General features: G+C 41.6%; 22 protein-coding genes and 1 pseudogene. 5 read left to right on the forward strand and 18 right to left on the reverse strand.

Features of this window, described 5'->3' with window-relative positions; genetic code table 11:
* Positions 1–109: 109 nt before the first annotated feature.
* From pflA to adhE, 3 genes are all read right to left on the reverse strand, one after another.
* Positions 110–859, reverse strand: a complete 750-nt coding sequence (pflA, locus tag QPK24_RS16925) for a pyruvate formate-lyase-activating protein (protein ID WP_285749389.1) — start codon at positions 857–859, stop codon at positions 110–112.
* 47 nt (positions 860–906) lie between these two features.
* On the reverse strand, positions 907–3,168 hold the full coding sequence (pflB, locus tag QPK24_RS16930; RefSeq protein WP_285743143.1) for a formate C-acetyltransferase: 2,262 nt from the start codon (positions 3,166–3,168) through the stop codon (positions 907–909).
* A gap of 421 nt (positions 3,169–3,589) precedes the next feature.
* On the reverse strand, positions 3,590–6,202 hold the full coding sequence (gene adhE, locus QPK24_RS16935; protein WP_285743145.1) for a bifunctional acetaldehyde-CoA/alcohol dehydrogenase: 2,613 nt from the start codon (positions 6,200–6,202) through the stop codon (positions 3,590–3,592).
* Positions 6,203–6,518: 316 nt separating this feature from the next.
* On the opposite strand from adhE, the gene QPK24_RS16940 reads away from it, so the two are divergent.
* Positions 6,519–7,241: a Crp/Fnr family transcriptional regulator gene (locus QPK24_RS16940; protein WP_285743147.1), complete on the forward strand. Its 723-nt coding sequence runs from the start codon at positions 6,519–6,521 to the stop codon at positions 7,239–7,241.
* A 199-nt stretch (positions 7,242–7,440) separates the two neighbouring features.
* Here QPK24_RS16940 and QPK24_RS16945 read toward each other — a convergent pair whose 3' ends face one another.
* The 8 genes from QPK24_RS16945 to QPK24_RS16980 all read right to left on the reverse strand — a co-directional run bounded on the left by QPK24_RS16945 (position 7,441) and on the right by QPK24_RS16980 (position 14,900).
* Complete coding sequence (locus tag QPK24_RS16945) at positions 7,441–8,151, reverse strand: hypothetical protein (RefSeq protein WP_285743149.1); 711 nt, start codon at positions 8,149–8,151, stop codon at positions 7,441–7,443.
* Positions 8,152–8,329: 178 nt separating this feature from the next.
* On the reverse strand, positions 8,330–9,058 hold the full coding sequence (locus QPK24_RS16950; RefSeq protein ID WP_285743152.1) for a hypothetical protein: 729 nt from the start codon (positions 9,056–9,058) through the stop codon (positions 8,330–8,332).
* 200 nt (positions 9,059–9,258) lie between these two features.
* A complete protein-coding gene (locus QPK24_RS16955) occupies positions 9,259–9,576 on the reverse strand; it encodes a winged helix-turn-helix transcriptional regulator (protein ID WP_191799125.1) in 318 nt (105 codons plus the stop codon).
* A 453-nt stretch (positions 9,577–10,029) separates the two neighbouring features.
* Entirely contained in the window at positions 10,030–10,758 is a 729-nt protein-coding gene (locus QPK24_RS16960) for a ThuA domain-containing protein (RefSeq protein ID WP_285743155.1), read from the reverse strand.
* Between the two features lie 20 nt (positions 10,759–10,778).
* The gene (locus QPK24_RS16965) at positions 10,779–11,747 is read right to left on the reverse strand and encodes a sugar phosphate isomerase/epimerase family protein (protein ID WP_285743157.1); all 969 of its coding nucleotides are present in this window, start codon (positions 11,745–11,747) and stop codon (positions 10,779–10,781) included.
* 154 nt (positions 11,748–11,901) lie between these two features.
* Positions 11,902–12,984 (reverse strand): Gfo/Idh/MocA family protein, encoded by a 1,083-nt coding sequence (locus QPK24_RS16970; RefSeq protein ID WP_285743159.1) that lies wholly within the window; start codon positions 12,982–12,984, stop codon positions 11,902–11,904.
* Positions 12,977–13,744: a sugar phosphate isomerase/epimerase family protein gene (locus tag QPK24_RS16975; RefSeq protein WP_285743160.1), complete on the reverse strand. Its 768-nt coding sequence runs from the start codon at positions 13,742–13,744 to the stop codon at positions 12,977–12,979. The genes QPK24_RS16970 and QPK24_RS16975 overlap by 8 nt, the downstream gene beginning before the upstream one ends.
* A gap of 40 nt (positions 13,745–13,784) precedes the next feature.
* Positions 13,785–14,900 carry a Gfo/Idh/MocA family protein gene (locus tag QPK24_RS16980; protein WP_285749391.1) on the reverse strand — a complete coding sequence of 372 codons (1,116 nt, stop codon included), beginning with the start codon at positions 14,898–14,900 and terminating at the stop codon, positions 13,785–13,787.
* Between the two features lie 160 nt (positions 14,901–15,060).
* Here QPK24_RS16980 and QPK24_RS16985 point away from each other — a divergent pair, with 160 nt between their 5' ends.
* Complete coding sequence (locus QPK24_RS16985) at positions 15,061–15,882, forward strand: AraC family transcriptional regulator (RefSeq protein ID WP_285743163.1); 822 nt, start codon at positions 15,061–15,063, stop codon at positions 15,880–15,882.
* On the opposite strand, the gene QPK24_RS16990 is transcribed toward QPK24_RS16985, so the two are convergent.
* Positions 15,879–16,190, reverse strand: coding sequence for a hypothetical protein (locus tag QPK24_RS16990; protein WP_285743164.1), 312 nt, complete (start codon positions 16,188–16,190; stop codon positions 15,879–15,881). The genes QPK24_RS16985 and QPK24_RS16990 overlap by 4 nt on opposite strands.
* Before the next feature lie 33 nt (positions 16,191–16,223).
* Positions 16,224–17,174 (reverse strand): Gfo/Idh/MocA family protein, encoded by a 951-nt coding sequence (locus QPK24_RS16995; RefSeq protein ID WP_285743166.1) that lies wholly within the window; start codon positions 17,172–17,174, stop codon positions 16,224–16,226.
* 149 nt (positions 17,175–17,323) lie between these two features.
* Here QPK24_RS16995 and QPK24_RS17000 point away from each other — a divergent pair, with 149 nt between their 5' ends.
* Positions 17,324–17,956, forward strand: coding sequence for a TVP38/TMEM64 family protein (locus tag QPK24_RS17000; RefSeq protein WP_285743168.1), 633 nt, complete (start codon positions 17,324–17,326; stop codon positions 17,954–17,956).
* A 94-nt stretch (positions 17,957–18,050) separates the two neighbouring features.
* Complete coding sequence (gene msrA, locus QPK24_RS17005; protein ID WP_285743170.1) at positions 18,051–19,013, forward strand: peptide-methionine (S)-S-oxide reductase MsrA; 963 nt, start codon at positions 18,051–18,053, stop codon at positions 19,011–19,013.
* Here the strand turns inward: msrA and QPK24_RS17015 are convergent.
* Positions 18,928–19,865 (reverse strand): annotated as a pseudogene (locus QPK24_RS17015) (lipid II flippase family protein). The gene msrA and the pseudogene QPK24_RS17015 sit on opposite strands and share 86 nt — an antisense overlap.
* A gap of 147 nt (positions 19,866–20,012) precedes the next feature.
* On the opposite strand from QPK24_RS17015, the gene QPK24_RS17020 reads away from it, so the two are divergent.
* Positions 20,013–20,459: a DUF2188 domain-containing protein gene (locus tag QPK24_RS17020; protein ID WP_285743176.1), complete on the forward strand. Its 447-nt coding sequence runs from the start codon at positions 20,013–20,015 to the stop codon at positions 20,457–20,459.
* Here QPK24_RS17020 and QPK24_RS17025 read toward each other — a convergent pair.
* From QPK24_RS17025 to QPK24_RS17040, 4 genes are all read right to left on the reverse strand, one after another.
* Positions 20,456–21,391: an ROK family protein gene (locus tag QPK24_RS17025; RefSeq protein WP_285743177.1), complete on the reverse strand. Its 936-nt coding sequence runs from the start codon at positions 21,389–21,391 to the stop codon at positions 20,456–20,458. The genes QPK24_RS17020 and QPK24_RS17025 overlap by 4 nt on opposite strands.
* 138 nt (positions 21,392–21,529) lie before the next feature.
* Positions 21,530–22,393 carry a DUF421 domain-containing protein gene (locus tag QPK24_RS17030; protein WP_285743179.1) on the reverse strand — a complete coding sequence of 288 codons (864 nt, stop codon included), beginning with the start codon at positions 22,391–22,393 and terminating at the stop codon, positions 21,530–21,532.
* A 107-nt stretch (positions 22,394–22,500) separates the two neighbouring features.
* Entirely contained in the window at positions 22,501–23,916 is a 1,416-nt protein-coding gene (gene pyk, locus QPK24_RS17035; RefSeq protein WP_285743181.1) for a pyruvate kinase, read from the reverse strand.
* Between the two features lie 186 nt (positions 23,917–24,102).
* A complete protein-coding gene (locus tag QPK24_RS17040) occupies positions 24,103–24,369 on the reverse strand; it encodes a CD3324 family protein (protein WP_160033536.1) in 267 nt (88 codons plus the stop codon).
* Positions 24,370–24,494 lie beyond the last annotated feature (125 nt).

Consider the following 24,494-nt stretch of genomic DNA (forward strand, 5'->3'; position numbering starts at 1 on the left):
TTTCGAGCGTAAGGACGACATTTCAGTAATGGAGGGATAAAATCCTCGAATAACAAAAAAAGATCTCCCTAGTAAATAAGGAGATCTTTTAAATCATATTTTACGTTTTTTAGTAAGAAAAACGAAGATTCTGTGATTCCATACGTCCTTCTTCAATAATGCGGTATGCACGGTCTACTTCTTCCTGTGTTGGAGATGGTACTCCTTCGAGCGGATACTCTTTGCCTAGAAGTTCCCATTTATAAATACCCATTTGGTGATAAGGCAGAATCTCGAACTTTTCGACGCCTTCCAGTGTCCCGATAAATCGTCCCAAGTTACGCAGATCTTCTTCATCATCATGAATACCAGGTACGTATACATGTCTAATCCACATCTTCTTACCATGATCTGATAACCAGCGAGCTGTCTCCAGCATCCGTTCATTGGATTTTCCAGTCAGCACTTTATGCTTTTCATCATTGAAATGTTTTAAATCAAGAAGAACTAAATCCGTTGCATCAATTAATTCTTCTATACGGTTCATATCATTGAATCCATTGCTATCCAGTGTGGTATGAAGGTTCCAACGTTTTTTCACTTCTTGAAAAAGGCTTGCTACAAAGCCAGCTTGAAGTGTTGGTTCACCACCAGAGACCGTCAGACCGCCGCCAGAACTTTTATAGTAATTCAAGTAAGGCTCAATTTCACTTAGAACTTCTTCCAGTGTCATTGTCTTCCCGCCGTCAAGTGCCCACGTATCCGGGTTATGACAATACTGACATTTAAGATGACAGCCTTGCATAAAGAGCACAAAGCGGATGCCTGGCCCATCGACAGTGCCGAAAGTTTCCAATGAATGAATATGTCCTTTTATCATCATTTCATCATCCTTCCACGCACCCGCTTGTGCGTACAGATTTTTACTTACATACTGCCGTGGAACGTACGGTTAATAACATCAAGTTGCTGCTCTTTTGTCAGTTTGATGAAGTTAACCGCATAACCGGATACACGAACTGTAAGCTGCGGATAATCTTCTGGATGTTCCATTGCGTCAATCAATTGTTCGCGGTTAAATACGTTAACGTTTAAGTGATGCGCGCCACTTCCAAAGTAACCGTCCATCATGGAAGTCAGGTTTGTTTTTTGAATTTCTTCTTCTTTACCCAGTGCTTTTGGAACAATGGAGAATGTGTTAGAGATTCCATCTAAGCTGTGCTCATATGGCAGTTTTGCTACCGAGCTAAGACTTGCCAGCGCACCTTTTTTATCACGTCCATGCATTGGGTTAGCACCTGGTGCAAACGGTTCGCCTGCTTTACGTCCATCTGGTGTAGTTCCTGTTTTCTTACCGTATACAACGTTAGAAGTAATGGTAAGAATGGACTGCGTAGGCATCGCATTACGATAAGCTTTGTGCTTACGAATCATCGTCATGAACGATTCAACCAGTTCAACAGCAATTTGGTCTACACGATCATCGTTGTTACCGTAGCAAGGGAAGTCGCCTTCGATTTCAAAATCAACAGCAATACCGCGCTCGTCACGGATTGGACGAACTTTAGCGTACTTAATTGCGCTGAGGGAGTCAGCAGCAACCGAAAGTCCAGCGATACCGCAAGCCATTGTGCGCAGAATGTCACGATCATGCAGTGCCATTTCAATACGCTCGTAGCTGTATTTATCATGCATATAGTGAATCACATTTAGTGTGTTCATGTAAAGTTTTGCCAGCCATTCCATCATTGGTTTGAAACGTTTCATGACTTCGTCATAGTTCAATACTTCAGATGTAATTGCAGGATACTCAGGGCCAACTTGCATACCCAGTTTTTCATCCACACCGCCGTTAATTGCATACAGAAGTGCTTTTGCTAAGTTTGCACGTGCGCCGAAGAACTGCATTTGTTTACCAATACGCATTGCGGATACGCAGCATGCAATACCATAATCGTCCCCGTAGATTGGACGCATCAGATCATCATTTTCATATTGGATGGAACTTGTTTCAATGGAAACTTTCGCACAGTACTTTTTAAATCCTTCTGGCAGTTGTTCAGACCAAAGTACAGTTAAGTTTGGCTCTGGAGCTGCACCAAGGTTATAAAGCGTATGAAGGAAACGGAAGCTGTTTTTCGTTACGCGAGTTTTTCCGTCCATACCCATACCGCCGATGGATTCAGTAACCCATGTTGGGTCTCCACTGAACAGTTCGTTGTAATCTGGTGTACGCAGGAATTTAACAATTCTAAGTTTCATTACAAAATGGTCTACAAGCTCTTGAGCTTCTTGCTCAGTAAGTGTTCCTTCTTCCAGGTCACGTTCAATGTAGATATCAAGGAAGGAAGATACACGACCAAGAGACATTGCCGCACCATTTTGTTCTTTAATTGCTGCAAGGTAAGCGAAGTATACCCATTGGAAAGCTTCTTTCGCATTACGTGCTGGGCCGGAGATATCGAAACCGTGCATTTCACCCAGTTGTTTCAGTTCTTGCAGTGCGCGAATTTGTTCTGAGAGTTCTTCACGAAGACGGATGATATCTTCATCAATCACATCAACTTCAAGTTCATTCAATTCTCTCTTTTTATCTTGAATCAGGAAATCCACACCGTAAAGTGCTGCTCTGCGGTAGTCACCAATGATACGACCGCGGCCATAAGCATCTGGCAAACCTGTGATAATCCCTGCTTTACGAGCATTTCTCATCTCTTGAGTATAAGCATCAAATACCCCTTGGTTATGCGTTTTACGGATGGTCGTAAACATATCAATAATTTCTTGCGGAAGTTCGAAGCCATATGCTTTACAAGCGTCTACCATCATGCGGATACCGCCGAAAGGTTGGATAGAACGTTTGAACGGAGCATCCGTTTGAACCCCAACAATCTGTTCTTTCTCTTTATCAAGATAACCTGGTTTGTGAGAAACGATAGTAGAAGGTGTATTAACATCTACATCGAGAACTCCACCATTTTCTCTTTCTTTTTTGGTAAGATCCATTACGATCTCCCAAAGTGCTTTTGTATTTTCAGTAGCCCCTGCTAGGAAACTTTCATTTCCTTCATAAGGTTTCAAGTTTTTTTGTAGAAAGTCATTTACATTTACTTCTTTTGTCCATTTGCCTTTTTGAAAATTTCTCCAACCCGACTGTACACTTTGCACTTCTTTTTCGGTTACCGCCATGGTAATCCCTCCAATAACTTTTGGTTTAATCTGGACTCATTGAGAGGACAAGGCGTGAAGGAAGGGCCTGGTCCGAACAAAATCCATGAAAGCTGTACTCCTACTAACCGTAAAACTGTTTCTACAGCTGTCACACTATGTGACTATTTTCACTTCCTTGCTAGTTATAACCCCTTCTCTTCACTTTTCAAGGGAAGCGACTGTTTCATGGAACTGCTTTACACATTGAATTATAGAACATATCTCACACCTACTCTGTGACATAAATCACAAAGTTTAAACTGTTATTCTATTTTTATTTCTCTGTTATAGTCGGTCGGTAGATCGGTAAGAAACATGAATTCATCTACTTTCTTCCTTCTATAAAAAAGCCGAGCTAACCAGGATTATCCCCTCTCAGCTCGGCTATTTTTATCCTTACTTATTTATCAAAATTACCATAGAAAGCGTTACGGTACACATCAGCGAGTTCTGTTACCAGAGGCAACTTCGGATTAGCTGTTGTACATTGGTCTTCAAAAGCGCGATCCGCCAAATAATCTACACGCGATTCGAAATCTTTAGCATCAAAACCAAGTGCTTGGAAAGATTCAGGGATACCGAGTTTTTTATTTAGATCTCGAATAGCTTGAATCAAGCTGTTTACCCCTTCTTCTGTTGTGCTTGCAGGTAATCCCAATATTCTTGCAATCTCAGCATAACGCTGATCCGCAATAAAGTGCGAATATTTAGGGAAAGATGCAAATTTCGTTGGTTTCTTCGCATTATAACGAATAACGTGCGGTAACAAGATTGCATTCGTACGTCCATGGGCCGTGTGGTACTGTCCTCCCCATTTATGAGCAAGGGAGTGGTTAATTCCAAGGAATGCATTCGCAAATGCCATACCTGCAATCGTCGATGCGTTATGCATTTTTTCTCTGGCCAATTTATCCCCTGTGAGTGCAGATGCTTCGAGATATTCAAACACAAGCTGAATTGCTTTAATAGCAAGACCATCTGTATAATCATTTGCCATTACTGATACATATGCTTCAATTGCGTGGGTAAGTACATCCATTCCTGTATCAGCAACTGCTGTTCTAGGCAAACTGTATACGAACTCAGGATCTACTATGGCTACATCAGGTGTAAGTTCATAATCAGCCAGCGGATATTTCGTATTACCGTTGTTCTTATCAGTAATAACCGCAAACGAAGTTACTTCAGAACCCGTACCCGAAGTCGTTGGGATGGCTACAAACTGTGCTTTTTGTCCCAGACGCGGATATTTGTAGATCCGTTTCCGAATATCCATGAATTTTTGTTTTAAGTTGTGGAAACTTGTATCCGGGTACTCGTAGAACAGCCACATTGCTTTGGCAGCATCCATTGGCGAACCACCGCCAAGAGCAATAATACAGTCAGGTTGGAATTGATTCATGAGTTCCGTACCGCGTTCTACCGTTGTTGTCGATGGATCTGGCTCCACATCAGAGAATACTTCGATGGCGACAGGTACACGGCGTTGACGAAGGTAGTGTTCTACTTTTTCTACATAACCGAGTTTTACCATCATTGGATCGGTTACGATAAGAATACGGGAAATATCCGGCATTTTGGCAAGATACTGAGTAGCACCTTTTTCAAAGTATACTTTGTTTGGAACTTTAAACCATTGCATATTCACTGTTCTCCGCGCCACCCTTTTTACGTTAATTAGATTGACTGCAGTCACGTTAGAAGAAGTCGAGTTACGACCATACGATCCGCAGCCGAGGGTAAGCGAAGGAATATTAGAATTATAGATATCACCGATTGCCCCATGTGTCGAAGGCGAATTCACCAGAATACGGCATGTTGGCAGACGATCTGCAAAACGATTAATTACATCATCATTATTAGAATGAATAACCGAAGAGTGACCCATTCCGCCAAAAGCAACGATTTCTGCTGCACGATCAATACCTTGATCCGCTGTTTTTACTTTGTAACAAGCAAGAACAGGGCTGAGTTTTTCTGCAGAAAGCGGGAATTTTGGTCCAACTCCGTCAATTTCAGCAATAAGAATTTTAGTTCCTTCTGGAACATGGATTCCGCACATTTGAGCAATCTTCACAGCAGACTGTCCTACAATTTTTGGATTCACAGCACATTTTTCAGCAACAATTGTTCCAGCGGTAAGTTTTGCTACTTCTTCTTTCGTTACAAAATAACATCCATTGTCGATTAATAGTTTTTTAACTTCATTATAGATTGGTTCTTCAATGATAACTGCTTGCTCAGAAGCACAGATCATTCCGTTGTCAAAAGATTTAGACAAGATCAGATCATTCACCGCTTGTTTCAAGTCAGCTGTTTTTTCAATGAAGCAAGGGACGTTACCAGGACCTACGCCAAGAGCAGGTTTACCGCAGCTGTATGCTGCTTTTACCATTGCTCCCCCACCTGTAGCAAGAATCAGCGCAATGTCAGGATGATTCATAAGTTCATTTGTTTTTTCCATGGAAGGTTCATCAATCCACTGGATACAATCTGCCGGCGCACCTGCTTTAATTGCAGCATCTCTTAGAATACGCGCAGCCTCACGGCTTGAATTTTGTGCAGATGGATGGAAACCAAAGATAATTGGGTTACGTGTCTTAATAGCGATCAGTGCTTTAAACATTGTCGTAGAAGTTGGATTCGTTACCGGTGTAATCCCCATGATCACGCCAACAGGTTCTGCAATCTTTTGACAGTTTTCAAATTCATTGTCCTCAATGACACCAACTGTCTTATCATATTTAATTCCGTTATAAACATATTCTGTAGCGAAAATATTTTTAATGATTTTATCTTCATAAACACCGCGACCCGTTTCTTCTACAGCCATCTTAGCTAAAGGCATGTGTTGATCCAGCCCAGCAAGTGCCATAGCCTGAACAATTTGGTCGACTGCAGCTTGATCGAGTTCCATAAAAGATTCGAGAGCTTTCTTTCCTTTTAGTACGATTTCATTAATGTAATCCTTGGCAGTTACTTCCTTTGTTACTTCTTCTTTATTAACAGCCATGTGATTCATCCTCCTACCAAAATGTCTATATATTTTGTTTCTCTCTTTTCTACGAGTTCATCGTAGCATAAAAAAAAACTTAAGTTTGTGATTATTTTCACATATTTTGTGAATTGATTCACAAAGTTTTAAGATACATCTATAAGTAGTGAAATGAATCACAAAGTTTAGAATTTCGTCACAGTTTCCCTCTCTACAAGGCCCAAAAATCATATTCATAAGTATATACTTGAGGTATTCAAAGACTTACATCACATTAACAATTGACTGTTCTCATGTTTAGGAACTTATCTACGATAAAAGCTAGGGGGAAATCATGATGACTTATACAAATGTATTAGAAAAGACCGAAGGAAATACCAATTGTTTTTCCAAAGAGAATTTGAACCGCCTTTTTGACTCCATGAAGGAACGTACTTTCCCCCAAGGGTCTCATCTTTTCTGGGAAGGAGACACTGCAGATAAACTCTTCTATATAAAGAAGGGGCGGATCAAAGTCACTAAATCAACAGATGAAGGTAAAGAACTCATCATGTACATCCATCAAGATGGAGATATGACAGGTCATGCAGATCCCTTCTTCTCAAGTCGGCACAGCTTCTCTGCAGAAGCGCTTGAGGAAAGTGAAGTCGGTATTATTGAAACTGCTGATCTTGAGTTATTAATTGGGTTATACGGTGACTTCGCAATTGACTTTATGAAATGGATGGGAATCTACCACCGTATTACACAGACTAAATTTCGTGATCTTATGATGTATGGTAAACAGGGAGCTCTATGTTCTACACTGATTCGTCTCGGCAATACTTATGGTGAGCAACTAGCCGATGGAAGTATCCGCATTAATAAGAAATTGACACATACGGACCTCTCTAACATGATTGGAGCTACTAGAGAAAGCGTAAACCGAATGCTCGGGGAGCTTCGAAAAAAAGGTTCTCTTGCTTATGAAGGTGGCTACATTATCATTAGAGAACTAAATTCTCTCCGTGAAATTTGCAGATGTGAACAATGCCCCATTGAAATCTGCCGTATTTAAAATAAGAAAGAAGCCGGTTCCTCTGGAGGAAATCGGCTTCTTTCATTCTTAACACATCTGAATCAATTTCATAACTCATTAAAACGATAAATTTGTAACTATATATAGACAAATAGAACCATTTTGATCTATATCCCCCTGATTAAAGCAACTAAAGGTATTATGAAATTGATTCATCTATATATGATTTTGTGTTTTACTAGATTCTCTCTACGATTTCAATCCGCACTTCATCACCTGGATCTAAAACCATATCAAGTCCATGTTCAGCAAGTTCCTTGTTATTCACCTTCATCATCCATCTCTCCGTTATTCGAGGGGCATAACCATTTATAGATTGAAGATGCTTCTTATTGTCGGACAACTGCACAGAATCGGTACTCATGAGCAGATCTCTAACCGTGAGCGTGGGATCATATAGCCTTGCTATCGTAAATCGTAATTCTGGATTATTTGATCCGCCACTTAACTCGAGAGTAACCCCCGAACCACCCGTTTGGCTCATATCTATAGGTGTAACAGGTATGACGGACAGTTTGAGTGAATCTTTGTCTTTTAGGGATTGTCCCCACATATCAGCACTAATAACTTTATTGTTTTTCTCTACCTTCCACTGTAACGTATCATCAAGCACAGTAGATCCGACCGAAAGTATCTGATTTGACTCCTTCGATAGATTTGCTACACGGTCCAGCGCTTCATAAACCGTCATCCCCTCATCATAACGTAAATGCAAGGATTGATTCATAGACGGTATAAACAATCCACCTTCCACAACCATGTTAACCTCACCTGGTGTTCCTTCCTCGGCTCCACCTACGTCTTCATTCCATGCACTGCAACCCGAAATCAATATAACGAGCACAACCAGAATGATAGAGGGGATTGTAAATGGATTTCGCACTTTCATGCTCTCACCACCTTACTTTTTTTGGCCTCAGTCTATGAGCAATTGTGTAGTCCATTTGATGATTGCTATAATTAGACAATATCCGTCAATCTCATAACTCTAGCATACTATTATCCATACCCTGAGATCAACTAATGACAAAAAAAGCCCTAGGAAGGGCTTTACATTATTCATGAGACTATTCTACTGCTGCTTGCATAAAGATCCGGGTTCCAGACCTGTGCTTTATGTAAGGTCCAAGCCCTTTAAATTGCCGATCCGATATATATACTCCCGTCGTTAAGCACTCCTCTACCATTCCAGATTCAGCGGAATAAACAACTGAAGAAGTATGTAAATTCTCTTGATAGATAGGAATAGACAGATTTCGTTTGCGATATGCTTTACCACAAGTACGTAACGGTCTCTCCGAAAAGTAAGTAGGCACAAAATAGGCTGCTATAATATCAAGTTCTTCCTCTGTATAAAAGCTGTCTTCCCCAAGAAAAGGATGCAACAACCTTATTTTTTCATATTGTGACCAGATTAGTGCTTGTAAACATAAACTAATTAACGAAGTATTGGTATTTTCACTTATGCTAGAAGATGGATCGCTCGAAAGGTGAAATTCCGAAAGATGAAGACTTGTTTTTACATCTGTAATTGCCGAGGGGTTCTCTGTACTTTCTGGCGTATACTCACTTCCAAGAAACTTCCATCCCTTGATTGTATATATCCATTTTTGAAAATAAGTATGCGGAACCTGCTGGGAAGCGGTAGGATAACTGAGGTCTATAGAGAGATAATACTGTTTAGCCATCGAGGCTGCTCTGTCATAGATTGACTGAACTTGTAAGGATGCACGTTCGAGCACGTCAACTTCGCGTTTTGGATAACCCACTTTGCGGGACACGAACATTTTATTCATGTGATCAGCCTCCCTACGCCATAATTGGCTTTTTCGGAATTATACTCAAAAATCCGCCTAGAGGTGCATGGACTACTCCTATTTGAAAAAAAACTCCTTATTTTCGGTTTAGGAAAATAAAGAGTCTTAGGTGCAAAACTTACTATAATAATGCTCCGTTTCACTTCATAATGCTTTGTTTTACTTCAAATGCTTTGTTGCTAGTCAATCCATTCTTCAGCCCAGTTTTGAATCTGGGACATGACTGGATTTAATGCTTTCCCCTTCTCTGTAAGTTCATATTCAATACGAACTGGAGTCTCCGGATAAACATGGCGTGTTAGTATACCTTCTGCTTCTAAATCTTTCATTCGCTCAGAAAGCATCTTGTCACTCATCTGTGGAATGAGATTGGAAATATCTTTAAACCGTTTAGGCCCGTCTAACAATGTTTTAATAATTAGTCCGTTCCACCTTTTACCGAGAAAAGAAAAAGCAGTTTCGAACCTTGGACACATCTTAAGATGTGGATTCTCCATTATTTTCACCTCTTTAACTAATTCCATGAAAACACAACTTACTATAAGTTAGTATATTTCATATTAACATATTTTAACCCGAAAGAAAACGAAATATTAAAAATAGTCAAAAAAGAGATTATTACATTTAATACCCTATATGGATCAGATTGACTCTATTCTTGCTAAAATCAATAAAAAAGGACCGTCCTTAGACGGCCCTCTACCCGTGGCGCTGCAAAGCTTATGATCGTATCCCGCGCCTCCAAGAAGTGTCCTTTAGTTAAACACTGCTGGACCGGGTAAGGGATACGTTCAACATCGTACTTGAAATGTTGACGCACCTCCTTTCCTGATATTGCTATTATACCACTACAAACTTCTTATAACAACGCTTTATCGTGTTTATTTAAAGATAAAAATATAGACTGCCGATCGTTCGGCAGTCTACTCTTTATTATGCGAAATTTGGTTTTAAACAAGAATATCTCCTAACGGTCTCACTGGTTCGCTGTAACCATACACCGGTTTGGTGTGCGGAGTAGGATGAGCCCATCTTATAGAATTGCTGATGACCTTCATTACTTGCGGATTGTAATAGGTTGGATATGTCTCATGACCCGGACGGAAGTAGAAAATTTTACCTTCGCCCCGCTTAAAAGTACATCCACTTCTAAATACTTCGCCGCCTGCAAAGTTACTCAGGAAAATAAGTTCGTCTGGTGTAGGAATATCAAAAAACTCACCATACATTTCTTCATGTTCCAGTAGGATATGACTTTCAATTCCTTCTGCAATGGGGTGATTCGGATTCACACACCAAATAATTTCTTGTTCTTTTGCTTCCCGCCACTTGAGATCGCAAGAAGTTCCCATCAAGGCTTTAAAAGGCTTAGAAAAGTGTCCCGAATGAAGTACGATGAATCCCATGCCGTCTAATACCCGTTTTACCACTTTACTAACAACCTGATCATTTACTCGATCATGTGCCATGTGTCCCCACCAGATCAGTACATCTGTCGTATTTAGAACATCATCGGTTAATCCATGCTCAGGTTGATCGAGTGTAGCCGTGCGAATGGCGTATCCCTCACCCGCTAGACCATCAGCAAGCACTTTATGAATTCCTTCCGGATAAACTTCTTTAGCCTCATCATGAATTTTCTCATGGACAAATTCATTCCAAATCGTGACGTTAACCATATTTATTTCCCCCTAAAATTTTACACCCACCACATATCGCCAATCGGCTCTTCAATTAGAACCTGTTTGAGATTGTGGACGGCTTTTGAAAAACCTTCTTCAATAGACATCAAGCCATCTTCGTGCTCAATGCTGACAACATAATCGTAACCTACAAGTCTAAGGGCACTTATAATATCTGCCCACGTTTTTATATCATGACCGTATCCAACCGTACGGAACTGCCAAGCACGAGTCTGCATATTTGTATAAGACTGCATATCAGTCAGACCATACATATTTACGTTAACTGGATCTATTGTTGTATCTTTCGCATGGAAATGGTGAATTGCGCCCTCGCGTCCAAGAATCTTGATCGCCTCTACCGGATCAATTCCTTGCCACCACATGTGAGACGGATCCAGGTTAGCTCCGATCACTTCTCCAGCTGCTTCACGCAAACGAAGCAAAGTGGCTGGTGTGTGTACTGAAAATCCGCCATGCAGTTCAAGACCAACTTTAACCTGATGATCAGATGCAAATTTTCCCCATTCTGTCCAGTAAGGTATCAGTTTGTTCTCCCACTGCCATTTCAATACTTCTTGGAAGTCATTTGGCCAAGGCGCTACAGGCCAGTTTGGATATTTAGCATCTTCATGATCACCCGGCAATCCAGAGAAGGTGTTAACAACGGGTACTTCGAGTTTTTCAGCAAGTTTTACCGAATTTACAAAGTCATCATGAAATTTCTTAGCGATATCTTTCTGCGGATGAAGCGGATTTCCATGACAGCTTAGTGCACTGATGGTTAAACCACGAGATTCAACAGCTTTTTTAAATTCTTTTAACTTCGTCTCATTCTCTAGAAGTTCTGCTGGTTTACAATGTGCGTCCCCTGGATTTCCGCCTGTGCCGATCTCAATTGCACCGAGTCCCTGAGAAGCGATATAGTCGAGTGCTTCTTCCAAACTTCTGTCACCAAAAAGTACAGCGAATACGCCTAATTTCATAATAAATTCCCTCCTAGTTCTATGTTAAGTAGAATGAAAGACGGGTATAGAAAACTCGAAGCGAGCTTGTAACTAAATTCTTCCCTGCTTACTTCGAGTTCTCCTTTCTATTACCCAATAATAGATTGCATCTATAGTTCGTTTGTACTCTGTATTAGTCGAAATACACTGCTTTTCCTGTACGTGCAGATTCGTAAATGGCTTCAAGGATTTGAGTAACAACCAGTGCCTGCTCTGGTTTTACCAGAGGTTCTTTGTCCTCAGTAACCGCTTCGATCCACATTCTTGCTTCACGATCTGACTCTGTTTCACTTGAACCTTCGAAGAAGGCAACCCCGCCTGCGTTAAGGTTAATATTTTGATCAAATAATCTGCTTCGTTTCTCTCCGTTCAAACGAAGACCATTTTTCATATCTGCTCCACCTTCTGTACCTGCAAGAAGGGTCTGAGCTTCGCCTGTTTCTACGACATTTAGTGCCCAGCTTGCTTCCACCTGAATGGTTGCTCCGTTCTCCATCGTAACAAAACCAAAAGCAGAATCTTCTACTTTAAATTCTTCTGGATCCCAAGGACCAAAGTCATTTGCCGCATTTTCACGGTTACTTAGTTTATGGAACACAGATCCCATCACGCTCTTCGGCTTATAGTTATCCATGAGCCATAAGGTTAGGTCGAGTGCATGTGTACCAATATCAATCAGCGGCCCGCCGCCTTGTTTCTCTTCATCGAGGAATACACCCCAAGTAGGAACACCGCGGCGGCGAAGAGCAATGGCTTTACCATAGTAAATATCCCCAAGCTCTCCTTCTTCTATGAGCTCTTTCAGATACAAGCTATCATTACGGAAGCGGTTTTGATAGGCGATCGACAGCTTTTTGCCCGTACGTTTTGCAGCATCAATCATTTCTTGTGCTTGTTCTGTTGTTTTTGCCATTGGCTTTTCACACATGACGTGTTTATCTGCTTCAAGCGCTGCTACAGTAATAACTGAATGAGAATCATTAGGTGTACAAACATGAACAATATCAATGGATTGATCTTTTAATAGTTCTTTATAATCTGTATATACTTTTGCACCTTCTGCACCAAACTTCTCTGCTGCTTCCTCTGCACGAGATTTTTGAATGTCACAGAATGCAATCATTTCTACATTCTTCTGTTTGAATAATGCTGGCATATGTTTACCGTTTGCAATACCTCCGCAACCGATAATGGCTACTTTTACTGTTTTAGACATTTACTTTTCCTCCGTTATTCACATATTGTTTGATCCAATTTAGGCTGGTTTCAATGCTTTCTAATGGGGGATTCGTACAGTAATCCTGTTCGACAACAATCCACTCTACTCCTGCTTTATCCGCTGCATCACCTACTGCTGCTACATCTACTTCACCTTGACCGAGCTCGACAGTCAGCGGACTTCCATCTGAGTTTCGTTTTAGATCTTTCCAGTGAACAATTGGCAATCTTCCTTCGTATGCAGCGATGTACTCCACCGGATCGTAACCAGCATAGTGTATCCAGCAAGTATCAAGCTCAGCTAACACCTCTTCAGGAAGTGTAGAGAATAGCGTATCCAGTGCTGTTTTTTCATTTATTTTCTCAGTCAGTTCAAAATCATGATTATGATATAAAAGGACCATATCGTGTGGTTTCAACTTATTACTAATCTCTTTGAGATTCGCAAAGACTAAATTCCAGTCGCTGCGCTGCTCTTCAGATAAGTGAGGTACAATAATGTTGCGGTTCCCGATCGCTTTGTGATAAGAAACCACTTGATCAAAATCGTTTACCAAACTATCGTACTGTACATGCGTACCTACCATTTCGAGACCAAGCTCATCAAGCAATGACCTAACTTCTTCCGCTGAGTATCCATAAAAATGATGGAACTCCACTCCTTGATATCCGAGTTCTGCGACTTTAGCCAGCGTTCCTTTGAAATCTTGTTCCAATAAATCACGTAGTGTGTACAATTGAAGCCCGAGTTTTAACATGGTTAGCCACCTCTGCTGATTGAATTAGTTATTACATAGGCTATGAAACGTTCTCATTTACAAAGTTTAACTTCATTACTTGCTGGTCTACTGTAGATTCTGGCAAAGTACTTTCTAAAAGAACATGCCTTCCTTCTAGGGAAGAACGCTCAAAGGCATGCATTGCTTCAAGAATATGATAACCAAGCTGTCCGCTTGCTTCGGCAGGTGTCTGACTTCGAATCGCCTCTACCATTTGATTCAGTCCTGCTCCGCGCTCATTCTGCTCACTCACAAACACAGGTTCAAGCGTCTCCCATTTCTCTGATCCATATTTTCTTAGTTTGACTTCTCCATTAAAAAAGTTTGGGTCTGGAACTTGCAGTGTACCTTTCGTACCGTGAATTTCAATCAACGGTAAACTGGACCCTGCGGGAATATCAAAGCTCGCAATCATAGTTCCGATGACCCCATTCATGAAATCAATGGTCCCTGCTAAATGGGTTGGAGTCTGTACCTGCAGCTTCTGTCCTTGTTTTGGCCCGGAACCGACAATACGATCTGGAATCTGAATTCCTGCCGACGCACTGATTCTTCTAATCGGGCCAAGCATTTTGACGAGTGCTGTTAAATAATACGGTCCCATATCAAGCATCGGTCCACCGCCGTAAGCGTAGAAAAATTCTGGATCCGGATGCCAGGATTCAGGTCCTCCCCCCATAAAAAATGCAGTAGCGGATACTGGGGTGCCGATCAGACCCTTTTGAATCGCTTGAATCGAGGTCTGAATTCCAGAACCCAAAAACGTATCCGGAGCACATCCAACATAGAGCCCCTTTTCTTCCGCAAGTTCTATTACCTTACGACCGTCTTCAAGGGAAATCGCAAAAGGCTTTTCGCCATAAACATGCTTTCCTGCTTGCAGAGCCGCAATATTGGTTAAGGCATGACTGCCGGGTACCGTCAAATTTAAAATCAGTTCAATTTCATTATTATTTAGCATTTCATCTACCGTGTAAACGTTTTCTACATTGAATTCAGCTGCCCGCGCCTCGGCGCGTTCCATAATTAGATCGGCTAACGCCACGACTTCAATTACAGGGCTATTCTTCAGGTTGGTAAGGTAGATACTGCTAATATTGCCACACCCGATGATGCCTGCTTTCATTTTTTTCATTTCCACGAGCTGTGTCACTCCTCTGACGTAGTAACCTTTGGAAAAATACAACTCATTAAATCCTGGTTCTATAGTATTCGATTTAGTTTTAAATTAAAATGAAGTATATGATAAAAACATGAACAATCTGGTCATAATTTTAATCCAAGGAGTTCTTAATATGACAGCTGATCAAATCTGCCAGGTTCTTACAGCGGGTTTCTCATTTCACAGTAAACCTTACTATTTTTCACAGTCAGATGGAGTTAAGAATTACTTGCTGCGGCTTCAAACGGATGGTCGCTGCCGTGCCAAAGTGAATGGAAAGCTAACCTATATCGAATCAGGGGACCTTCTTTTATATCATCCTACCGAGCCATATGAATTAAAAATCGATATTGAAGAAAATAAATTAGGAGAGGTCCTTGTAGAAAGCGGGGATTATCACATTTTTTTTAGCGGGCAATGGGTTGATGAATGGTGGAATAAAAAAAAGCGTCCGACGCTGATTAAGGTTGATTTAACGGAAAACTTACTCACTTTATTCCGACAAATCGTACTTGAACAGCGGCGGATCGCCAATCCTTATCCGGAAATTCCAAGTTACTATATGCGTATCTTGTGTCTTGAAATCGACCGGCTTCTCACAGAGCAGCCTACATCCACACAAAACGGATATCTTGCCTTTCAGATCAAAAATTATATTGTAGAAAACGCCTCTACTCTCTTCAAACTAGAAGATGTAGCATCGAGTGTAGGGATTAGTGTGTCTAGAGCCGTCCACTTATTTAAAGAAGTATTTGATACCAGCATTATGCAGTACACGATGGATGTTCGGCTGAATATGGCCCGGGAACGCATTATCTTTAGTCCTATGCCGCTTGAACATATTGCTGAAACTTGCGGATTCAACAGCTACACTTATTTCCACCGGGTATTTCGGTCCAAATATGGCATGGCACCTAGAGAGTTCCGCACCATACATAGGGAACAACTGCTTTAATTTTTCTGTTTATTTACCTGATTTGCGATCACCTCAGATACGACGATCGCAAGATCTTCATTACCGTATAACGATAAGACTCCAAGGAGTGTATCATCAGGAATTTCTCCTGCTTCTTCCTTAGGAACAACAAGTCTTAGTACATGCTGGAGTCTCTCGTTATGTTTTTGATCAGGGTATGCTTGTTGATATAACTCCTCGGGGTTTAGTCCATGGTTTACACACCACTGTGCAAACACCAGGATCATCATATCCTCATCTTGTCTATAGCTTTCAATGATTTGTTCTTCTTTTGTTTTATATTCCATAACCGTTTCCTCCTGTATTTACTACTCATAAAGTTACGTTTTGCTTAGTATTTGCTCGGCCAGTTCATGACTTGCCAGTACATGTGCAGCATGCAGTTCGCACTGTTCTGGCTCTTTACCTATATGATCCAGGAAATGCTGCACTGCAAAAGTGAATCCTCTTCGATCAAGAATGGAATTCCAGCTTCCAAACGTCCGAATGCTTTCACCGGAACTTGGTTCCCATCTTCTTGCCGTTTCCATCTGTTCAACCACGATGGAACGATGATATCCGTGCAGCTCCACTCTCTCAAGATCTGTTCCTGCCAAGCGATGAGTAGATATCGTTCCGAAACCTTCTTTGTTCTTACCATATCGGATATGGCCATAACCTTGCAGCAGACTGCCGCTTGAATTCATATGCAGCCCGTGCGATATCCATTCAATATCTTCCCCGCTAAGCCATAATAAAGTATCGATCATATGAATAAAATCATCATATACGGTTATCCGAGCAGAATCGGTGCTTAGTTTACTGCGGTGTTTGCTTAAAGACATATTTTCGATGCTTCCCTTTTCAGCAATCCAATCCCTTGCGTCTCTATAAAGAGGCGCAAATCTACGGTTAAAGCCGACAGCTAAGAGTACATTCGCGGATTCTGCAAAAGCAACCATTTCTATTGATTCTTTCAAATGGTAGGATAAAGGCTTGTCTACGTAAACCGCGATCCCTTTTTCAATACAAGCCATAACGATCTCAAAATGCGATTCCGTAGAACTATGTATAAACACCGCATCCAGTTCCCAGCTGAGCAGTTCCTTCATTGAAGATGTCCCTCTCGGAATTCGGTACAGATGCATTACTTCTTCGACTTTGGTATAGGATCGATTCAGCACACCTACAATTTCAACGCCCCGATGTACTGATAATATAGGCAAATATACTTTCCTTGCAATATCACCTAGTCCGATGACGGCAACCTTAATTCGTTTCGAAGCATTCATCCCGTATCCCTCATTTCATCTTTAGTCTGCAACTAGTGTACCAAGCAAGCAAAAAACAATCAAAATGCATCTAATATCAAATCAGATTATCCATTCACTCTTTGTTAGACTATAATGGAGATCATACTACCTGTAAGGAATGATTTAGTTTGAAAAAATGGCTTCTTTTTTGTTTATTGTATATTCCTTTACTCGGGGTATTGTTTATTTATCGTAATGAGATTATGGATTGGTCACAAAATAACGCATCCTATACGAATCTCACAATCCTCACCACCGTTTTTGCTATATTCCCCGTCCTGCCGTTTAAGCTCATCATCGCTTTATTAGGTTATGCGTTTGGTCCTGTTATGGGAGGTATGGTAAGCTGGCTGGGCACCATGATTTCATCTCTTATTACGTACGGTGTATTCCGCTGGCTGCTGAGAGATACGGGCGACAGTTATTTAAAAAAGATTCCAGGACTTAAAGGCCTGACGATCATGATGCAGGAGCAAACATTCAGCGCGGTGCTTCTCGCAAGAATGATTCCGATTATCCCCCAAATGGCAGTGAATGTTTATGCGGGTACGGCTGGTCTCCCTTTCTGGAGTTATATGATTGCTTCGGGGCTCGGAAGATTGCCGAGTATTGCGCTATATGCATATGCGGGTAAAAACGCTGCAGAGCATCCGCTTGCTACGCTTACCATTTTCATCATATATGTCCTGCTTTTGGTACTTGCGTTTGTATCGTACAGAAAAAGGTTAAAGCAAATACAAGAGGTTGAGGACGGCTCGTAACCAAAGATTGGTTTACCGGCCAGGTTTGGGATATAATACATCTACGCAAAACCTTAAGTTCAATGATCTCATCAAGATTGGAGTGAATTATATTATGGAACCATTATATACAGAAAAAGCTACATTCGCTGGAGGATGTTTTTGGTGCATGGTGTCCCCTTTTGAAGAGCTTCCAGGCATCCTTCAAGTTAAATCAGGGTACACAGGCGGTCACACCGAGAATCCAACATACGAGGAAGTATGTTCGGATACAACGGGTCACGTAGAAGCGGTACAAATTACTTTTGATCCAAAAGTATTTCCTTATGAAAAGTTACTAACCCTGTTCTGGCAACAAATCGATCCTACGGATGCAGGCGGACAATTCCATGACCGCGGTACTTCTTACCAAACTGCTATCTTCTATCATACAGAAGAGCAGAAAGTAAAAGCAGAGGCTTCAAAGCAAGCTCTTGAGGCAAGCGGACGTTTTGATAAACCGATCTTCACTCCTATTCTTCCGGCATCTACATTCTATGAAGCGGAAGAATATCATCAAGATTATCATAAAAAGAATCCTGCTCACTACAAACGGTATCGCAAGGGTTCTGGGCGTGAAGACTTTATAGAGCAACACTGGTCTGCGAGCAAGAAACAAGATAATCTGAGAGAACGCCTGACTCCTATTCAGTACGAAGTAACCCAAAATAGTGCAACAGAACCTCCTTTCCAAAACGAGTATTGGGATCACGAGGGTGAGGGTATCTACGTTGATATCGTGTCGGGTGAGCCTCTTTTCAGCTCACAAGATAAATATGATGCAGGCTGCGGCTGGCCAAGCTTTACTCGTCCCTTACGTAGCTACAGCATCAAAGAAAAAACGGATCTTAGCCACTTTATGATTCGTACAGAGGTAAGAAGCCGAGAATCAGACTCCCATCTTGGTCATGTATTCGATGACGGTCCTGGTGAGAATGGTCTGCGGTACTGCATTAACTCTGCCGCACTTCGTTTTGTACCGAAAGAGGATATGGAAAAAGAAGGGTATGGCGAATATCTTTCTCTGTTCGAAAAATAATATGTCGATCTAATAAAAGCGCACACTCGTCTATTATGGAGTGTGCGCTTTTTGTTTTTATAGAAAACCGACAATCCAGCTGATCCATAGGGCAAAAGGAATAAGAAGAAACTGAGCTGCCACAGTTCCAGCAAGCCGAGATACCAGCATAGACCCATAAATTATTCATGCGGGCTACAGGAATCTCTCCGCGTAACGTACGGTCGCTTAAGAGAGCTAACTTCGGATCTATCAACATAGCGAGAAGAATGGTCGCAATCCCGTTGATAAGCCCTGTTGATTGTGAAGCGTTACCGCTTGTTGAGGATTCATATATGCAGCGTACAGAGTAGCAAGTACACCGCAAGTATAGATAGCAGTTACGATCATATTAAGCAGCATGAGTCTGCGGGGGAGGCCCCCTGTCACCAACTGTCTCATCATAGATAACCGAGGCAGACAGACATAAGACCACGCATTTTTCACTTTTGAAAAATGAAATAATGACTTCATCATTGCCGGGATCGAGCCCGCCTTCTCTAAATGGACAACCATCCTGGCTGACCAGCGTACCGTTGTCGGAAAGAAAAGGATAGCGATCATCGTGCCTACTGCAGCGGCCAGAATAATGATATGCAGTCCCATCTGAATGGAACCACCACCGCTTTCTCTAGCGGAATCAATCATAGAACCGAGCAGCGGACCTTGTGCCATATTAGACGTGCGGGATAATAATAAGAGCATGCCGGACAATGAGATGGCTATTGTTATTCTTCGTGTCCTCATTCCACCGAGCCTTAGTGCATAAGACATACTGTCTGCAGCATGAATAATCATCGTAAATAAAAAGGGTAGTGCCAATTGATAGATCATTTAGGGTTACTCCTTTGCCTTAAACGAGTAGTTCAGAAGTCCAGTTCATTTCTCTTCTGTTTTTGTTACCTATATAAAGGGTAATTCATTACAACGTAATAGTAAGATTTCACTGCTAACTAAATTTCGATTACAGGAGGAACCTATATGCCTTGGAATAAAACAGATTATCCCCCATCCATGAAAAACTTAGAACCCCGTGTACGCAATAAAGCAATTGAAATCGCCAATGCCCTGCTCGGCGAAGGATATGAAGAAGGCCGTTCGATAGCGATTGCTACTGCACAAGTAGAAGAATGGAATGAGAATCATCCGGAAAAAGAGACGAAAACTCAAACCAAAACCAGGAAGTCCGATCCTTCTTCCAAAAAATCAGATTCGCCAGCTCACACCGGTGAACATCGAAACATCCATGTTGTACCTAGCGAGGACGGTTGGGCTGTGAAAAAAGAAGGTAATGAGAAACCCGAACATATCTATGATGTGAAGGATGAAGCGGTAAAAGCAGCGAAGGAAATCGTCTCATCCAAAAACATCCGTCTCATTATCCATGATAAGCAGGGGAAGATCCAAACCTCAAAAATGTACAATTAGGCTTTGCTTCTTACAATCGCAAGCTTTGCAGCACCTACTACTCCTGCTCTATTCCCAAGCTTAGCAGGAAGGATAGGCACATCCGGACGATCTGCAAAACCATCCATTGTAAATTTTTGAACAAAGGATCGTATCGGTTGGAATAATACATCCCCCTGTTCTGTTACAGCGCCGCCAATGATAACAGCAGGCGGATTAAAATGATGGATCAGATTGGACAGGCCGACTGCAATATATTCTGTATATTGCAGGATAAGGTCTTGTGCTTTTTTATTACCTGCTCTCATCTCATCAAATAGGAGTCTGGGATGTTCAGCCCAGGCTTTTTCGCCTGCTTCTGCTGCTTGTCTTTTCAGTGCAGTGACTGACGCGTATTGTTCCCAACATCCTGCTGATCCGCATGTACAAGGTACACCATTCATTTGAATTACTTGGTGGCCATAGGCTCCTGCATAACCGCTTCTTCCTCGGTAAGGAAGTCCGTTTAAGATCAAACATCCTCCAATCCCTGTCCCAAGACTTACGCATAGGAAGTGATCCAGATCTTTTCCTGATCCTTGCCACCGCTCCCCTAGTGCAAGCATGTTGACATCGTTATCCACATAAACGGAGATCCCGATTCTCTTTTCTAATTCTGCTCGCAGCGGAGTACCTTTCCAATCGGGTAAATTGGCTGTAGCGCTTCCGATCTCCCCCTCCAGGTTTATAAACCCTGCGGTTCCTATTCCAAGAGCAAGGATATGTAAATTATGATATGACGCCTCTTCCAAACCATTTTTGGCTATCTCCTCTATTTTGTTTAGTAAGGCTTCCTTGCCATTTTCCGAGTAGGTAGGAAGGGTACGGTCAACAATCAATTCACCCGTAAGAGTCACGATCCCCGCCTTTATGTTCGTTCCTCCAATGTCAATACCAATGACAGCCTGCTGCATTCAAGAAACCCTCCTCCAAATGTAGAAAGATCTTTTGCATTACAGTATACCTTTTTATGGTTAATATGAGTATGTTTTACTTCTTGAGACAAGAAAAACTGTATTTATACAATAAAAAAACCGTCACATATCGCTATGTTACGGCTTTTTCGTACTCTGATATGCGCTCATAGCATGGTTCAATGTATCCAGCGCTTCTTGATACTCTAATTGATCCTTATCAGTCTGTGCCAACTTCTTACGCATCGTTAGTTCATCTTGAAACTGTGTTAGAAGATCAGATATTTGAGCATTAGGCTGGGGCTGAGCTGAATTAGGTAAGGCTTTGCTCCCGGTTTGGACCGTCAGTTCACCTTTACTGTCCACCTGCCCAATAAAAACATGCTTGAGGGGAAGATGTAAAGCTTTCAGTTGCTTCTGGACCCAGCTTTCATTAAATCCTGTATCTTTCAAAGACTCCGGCAGAATACGTCCATCAATAATAATGGTTTTAGGCTCTTGTTCTTTCATTAGTCGATAACCGAGCGCATCTGCGGTGAGAGGTTGAAATTCCTTTTTGAGCATCACATTAATTTCACCGCTCTGCTCCATAATAGCAAACTCTACATCCGATACTCGGAACACATCTTTCTTACGCAGCTGTTCTAGAAACTCATCGACTGTAAGCTTTTCTTTCCGTAAATTATCAGCAATTAGTGCACCATTTTCGACAAGGACGGTTGATTTCCCATCAACTACATCTCGAAATTTTTTATTCTTCATGGTGAAATACTCAGCTCCGACAGACACTACAATCCATACTGCCAAAGCTACAAATCCCAAGTACCAGGTGCTGTCCAAGTCCAGTGAGATATATCCAACCAAGTTACCGAGTGTAATCCCTGTAATATATTCAAAAAGGGATAGTTGGGATATTTGTCGCTTACCCAATATTTTAGTGATAATAAAAAGTACGGTAACGGCTGAAAGCGTCCTCAGCGCAACTTCAATCCAATCGGGCATGTAACTACACCTCCAGCTTTTCTATAAGAAAGTAACGAAAGGTTAAGCCATATGCTGCACAGCTTCTAGACCTTTCGTTACTGCATCCAAATTATTAACTTTAAATCTTACACTTGTACAATTTTAATTAGATTCGTTGTGCCTGAAATCCCGATCGGTACACCTGCAGAGAGAACTACGGTATCTCCCGATGAGATAAATCCTTTGGTAGCCGCATTTCGAGTAATCGATTCAAACATCTCATCCGTTGAGTTTACTTTTTCCCCAAGGTACGGGAAAACTCCAGAGAAGAGACAGATTTGAGAAAGCACTTTCTCATTAGAAGTAATCGCCAAGATGGGAGCTTTCGGACGATATTTGGATATAACTTTTGCCGTAAATCCACTTCCGGTGGAAGCGATGATCACTTTAGCATTTAGTTCCAGGGAAGCACTTACGGCACTTTGACTGATCACTTCCGTAATATTCGTTGCATGTTGTTCCCGCTTTTTGAAGAAATTATCGCGGTAATCAATTAAGGATTCTGCTTTTTGGGCAACAGCTGCCATGGTCTTCACTGATTCGAGCGGATATTTACCGGCTGCCGATTCACCGGATAGCATAACAACATCTGCACCCTGAAGCACCGCGTTTGATACATCACTTACTTCGGCCCGGGTTGGACGCGGATTAACCTGCATTGAATCCAACATGTGAGTAGCTACAATCACCGGTTTACCTGCCAGATTACACTGCTTGATAATATCAATCTGCATCATCGGTACATCTTCGATGGGAACTTCAACCCCAAGATCACCGCGGGCAATCATCACACCATCAGAGGCTTCAATGATTTCTTTTATATTGTCCACGCCTTCTTGGTTTTCAATCTTGGAATAGATCTGAACATGTTCCGCCTGGTTTTTCTTCAGTATGGCCCGGATCTCTTCCACATCTGCTGCTTTACGTACAAACGATGCTGCAATCATCTCAATGTTATTTTCGAGACCAAATGCAATATGTTTTTTATCACGCTCGGTTACACCCGGAAGCGTCGTTTTGATCCCAGGCAGGTTCACGCCTTTTCTTGGCTTCAGAACGCCTCCGTTTAAGATTTGGCAATAGATTTCCGTACCTTCTACCTTCTTTACATTTAAGGCAACGAGTCCATCATCAATGAGAATGGTATCTCCCGGATTTACGACCTCATTCATTTCCGCGTAATTGACACCAATTCGGTGAACTTCTCCTAGAATCTCCTCGGTCGTCAAGATCAGCTCTTTCCCTGTTTCCAAAGTGACAGAAGCCTCTTTGAGTTTACCAATCCGTATTTCCGGTCCTTTAATATCCAGCATAATGGGGATAAAAGTTCCGAGATCTTTTGCTGCTGATCTAACGCGTTCCATACGATTCACATGCTCTTCCAGCTCTCCATGAGCCATATTTATCCGAGCTACGGTCATTCCTGACTGTATCATTTGTTTCAGTAAGTCAGTGGAATCACAGGCGGGTCCCATTGTACATATGATTTTTGTTTTCAACATTTTACTTCTCCTCACAATGTTTTGATTATCAAGCAAGCAAATTATGAACTTAAGCATCCTATTCATACCAAGTATGTGTACTCATCCAGTAAATCATGTAAAAGTAAACTTCCTTTTATTGTGTATGGACATAATAAAAAAACCGGCACAAAGGTATGAAACCCTCATGCCGGTAATTCGTATTCACTACCATGTTTTCACAACAATTTTACGAATGCTTTCACTTGAAAGATGATATTTCTGAACAAGTTCAGGTACGGTCCATCCCTTGGAATAATGAAGAGTGATTTCTGCGTTACGCTGAGCCAGCTCCTTGCGGGCTCCGCTTTTTTCACCCCATCTTGCTCGTTCTTCGGTAGCTTTTGGTATATAGATCAGATCACCCTGGATATATTTTTGAATCTCTTTTAACAGGCTAGGGGGAAGCGCTTCTCTTCCATTTTTGTACCTCACGATAAAGGTCCTCCTCGAATACGGATATGTTTGATCTCAAATTTTGTTTCCATGCGCTATATAAATTTTGCATGTTTACGCCTCCTTTCGATTTGTTGGTTTTAGAATCCACTGCGAACTATGCC

Source organism: Paenibacillus polygoni (genome assembly GCF_030263935.1).
In the GTDB taxonomy this organism is placed as follows: domain Bacteria; phylum Bacillota; class Bacilli; order Paenibacillales; family Paenibacillaceae; genus Paenibacillus; species Paenibacillus polygoni.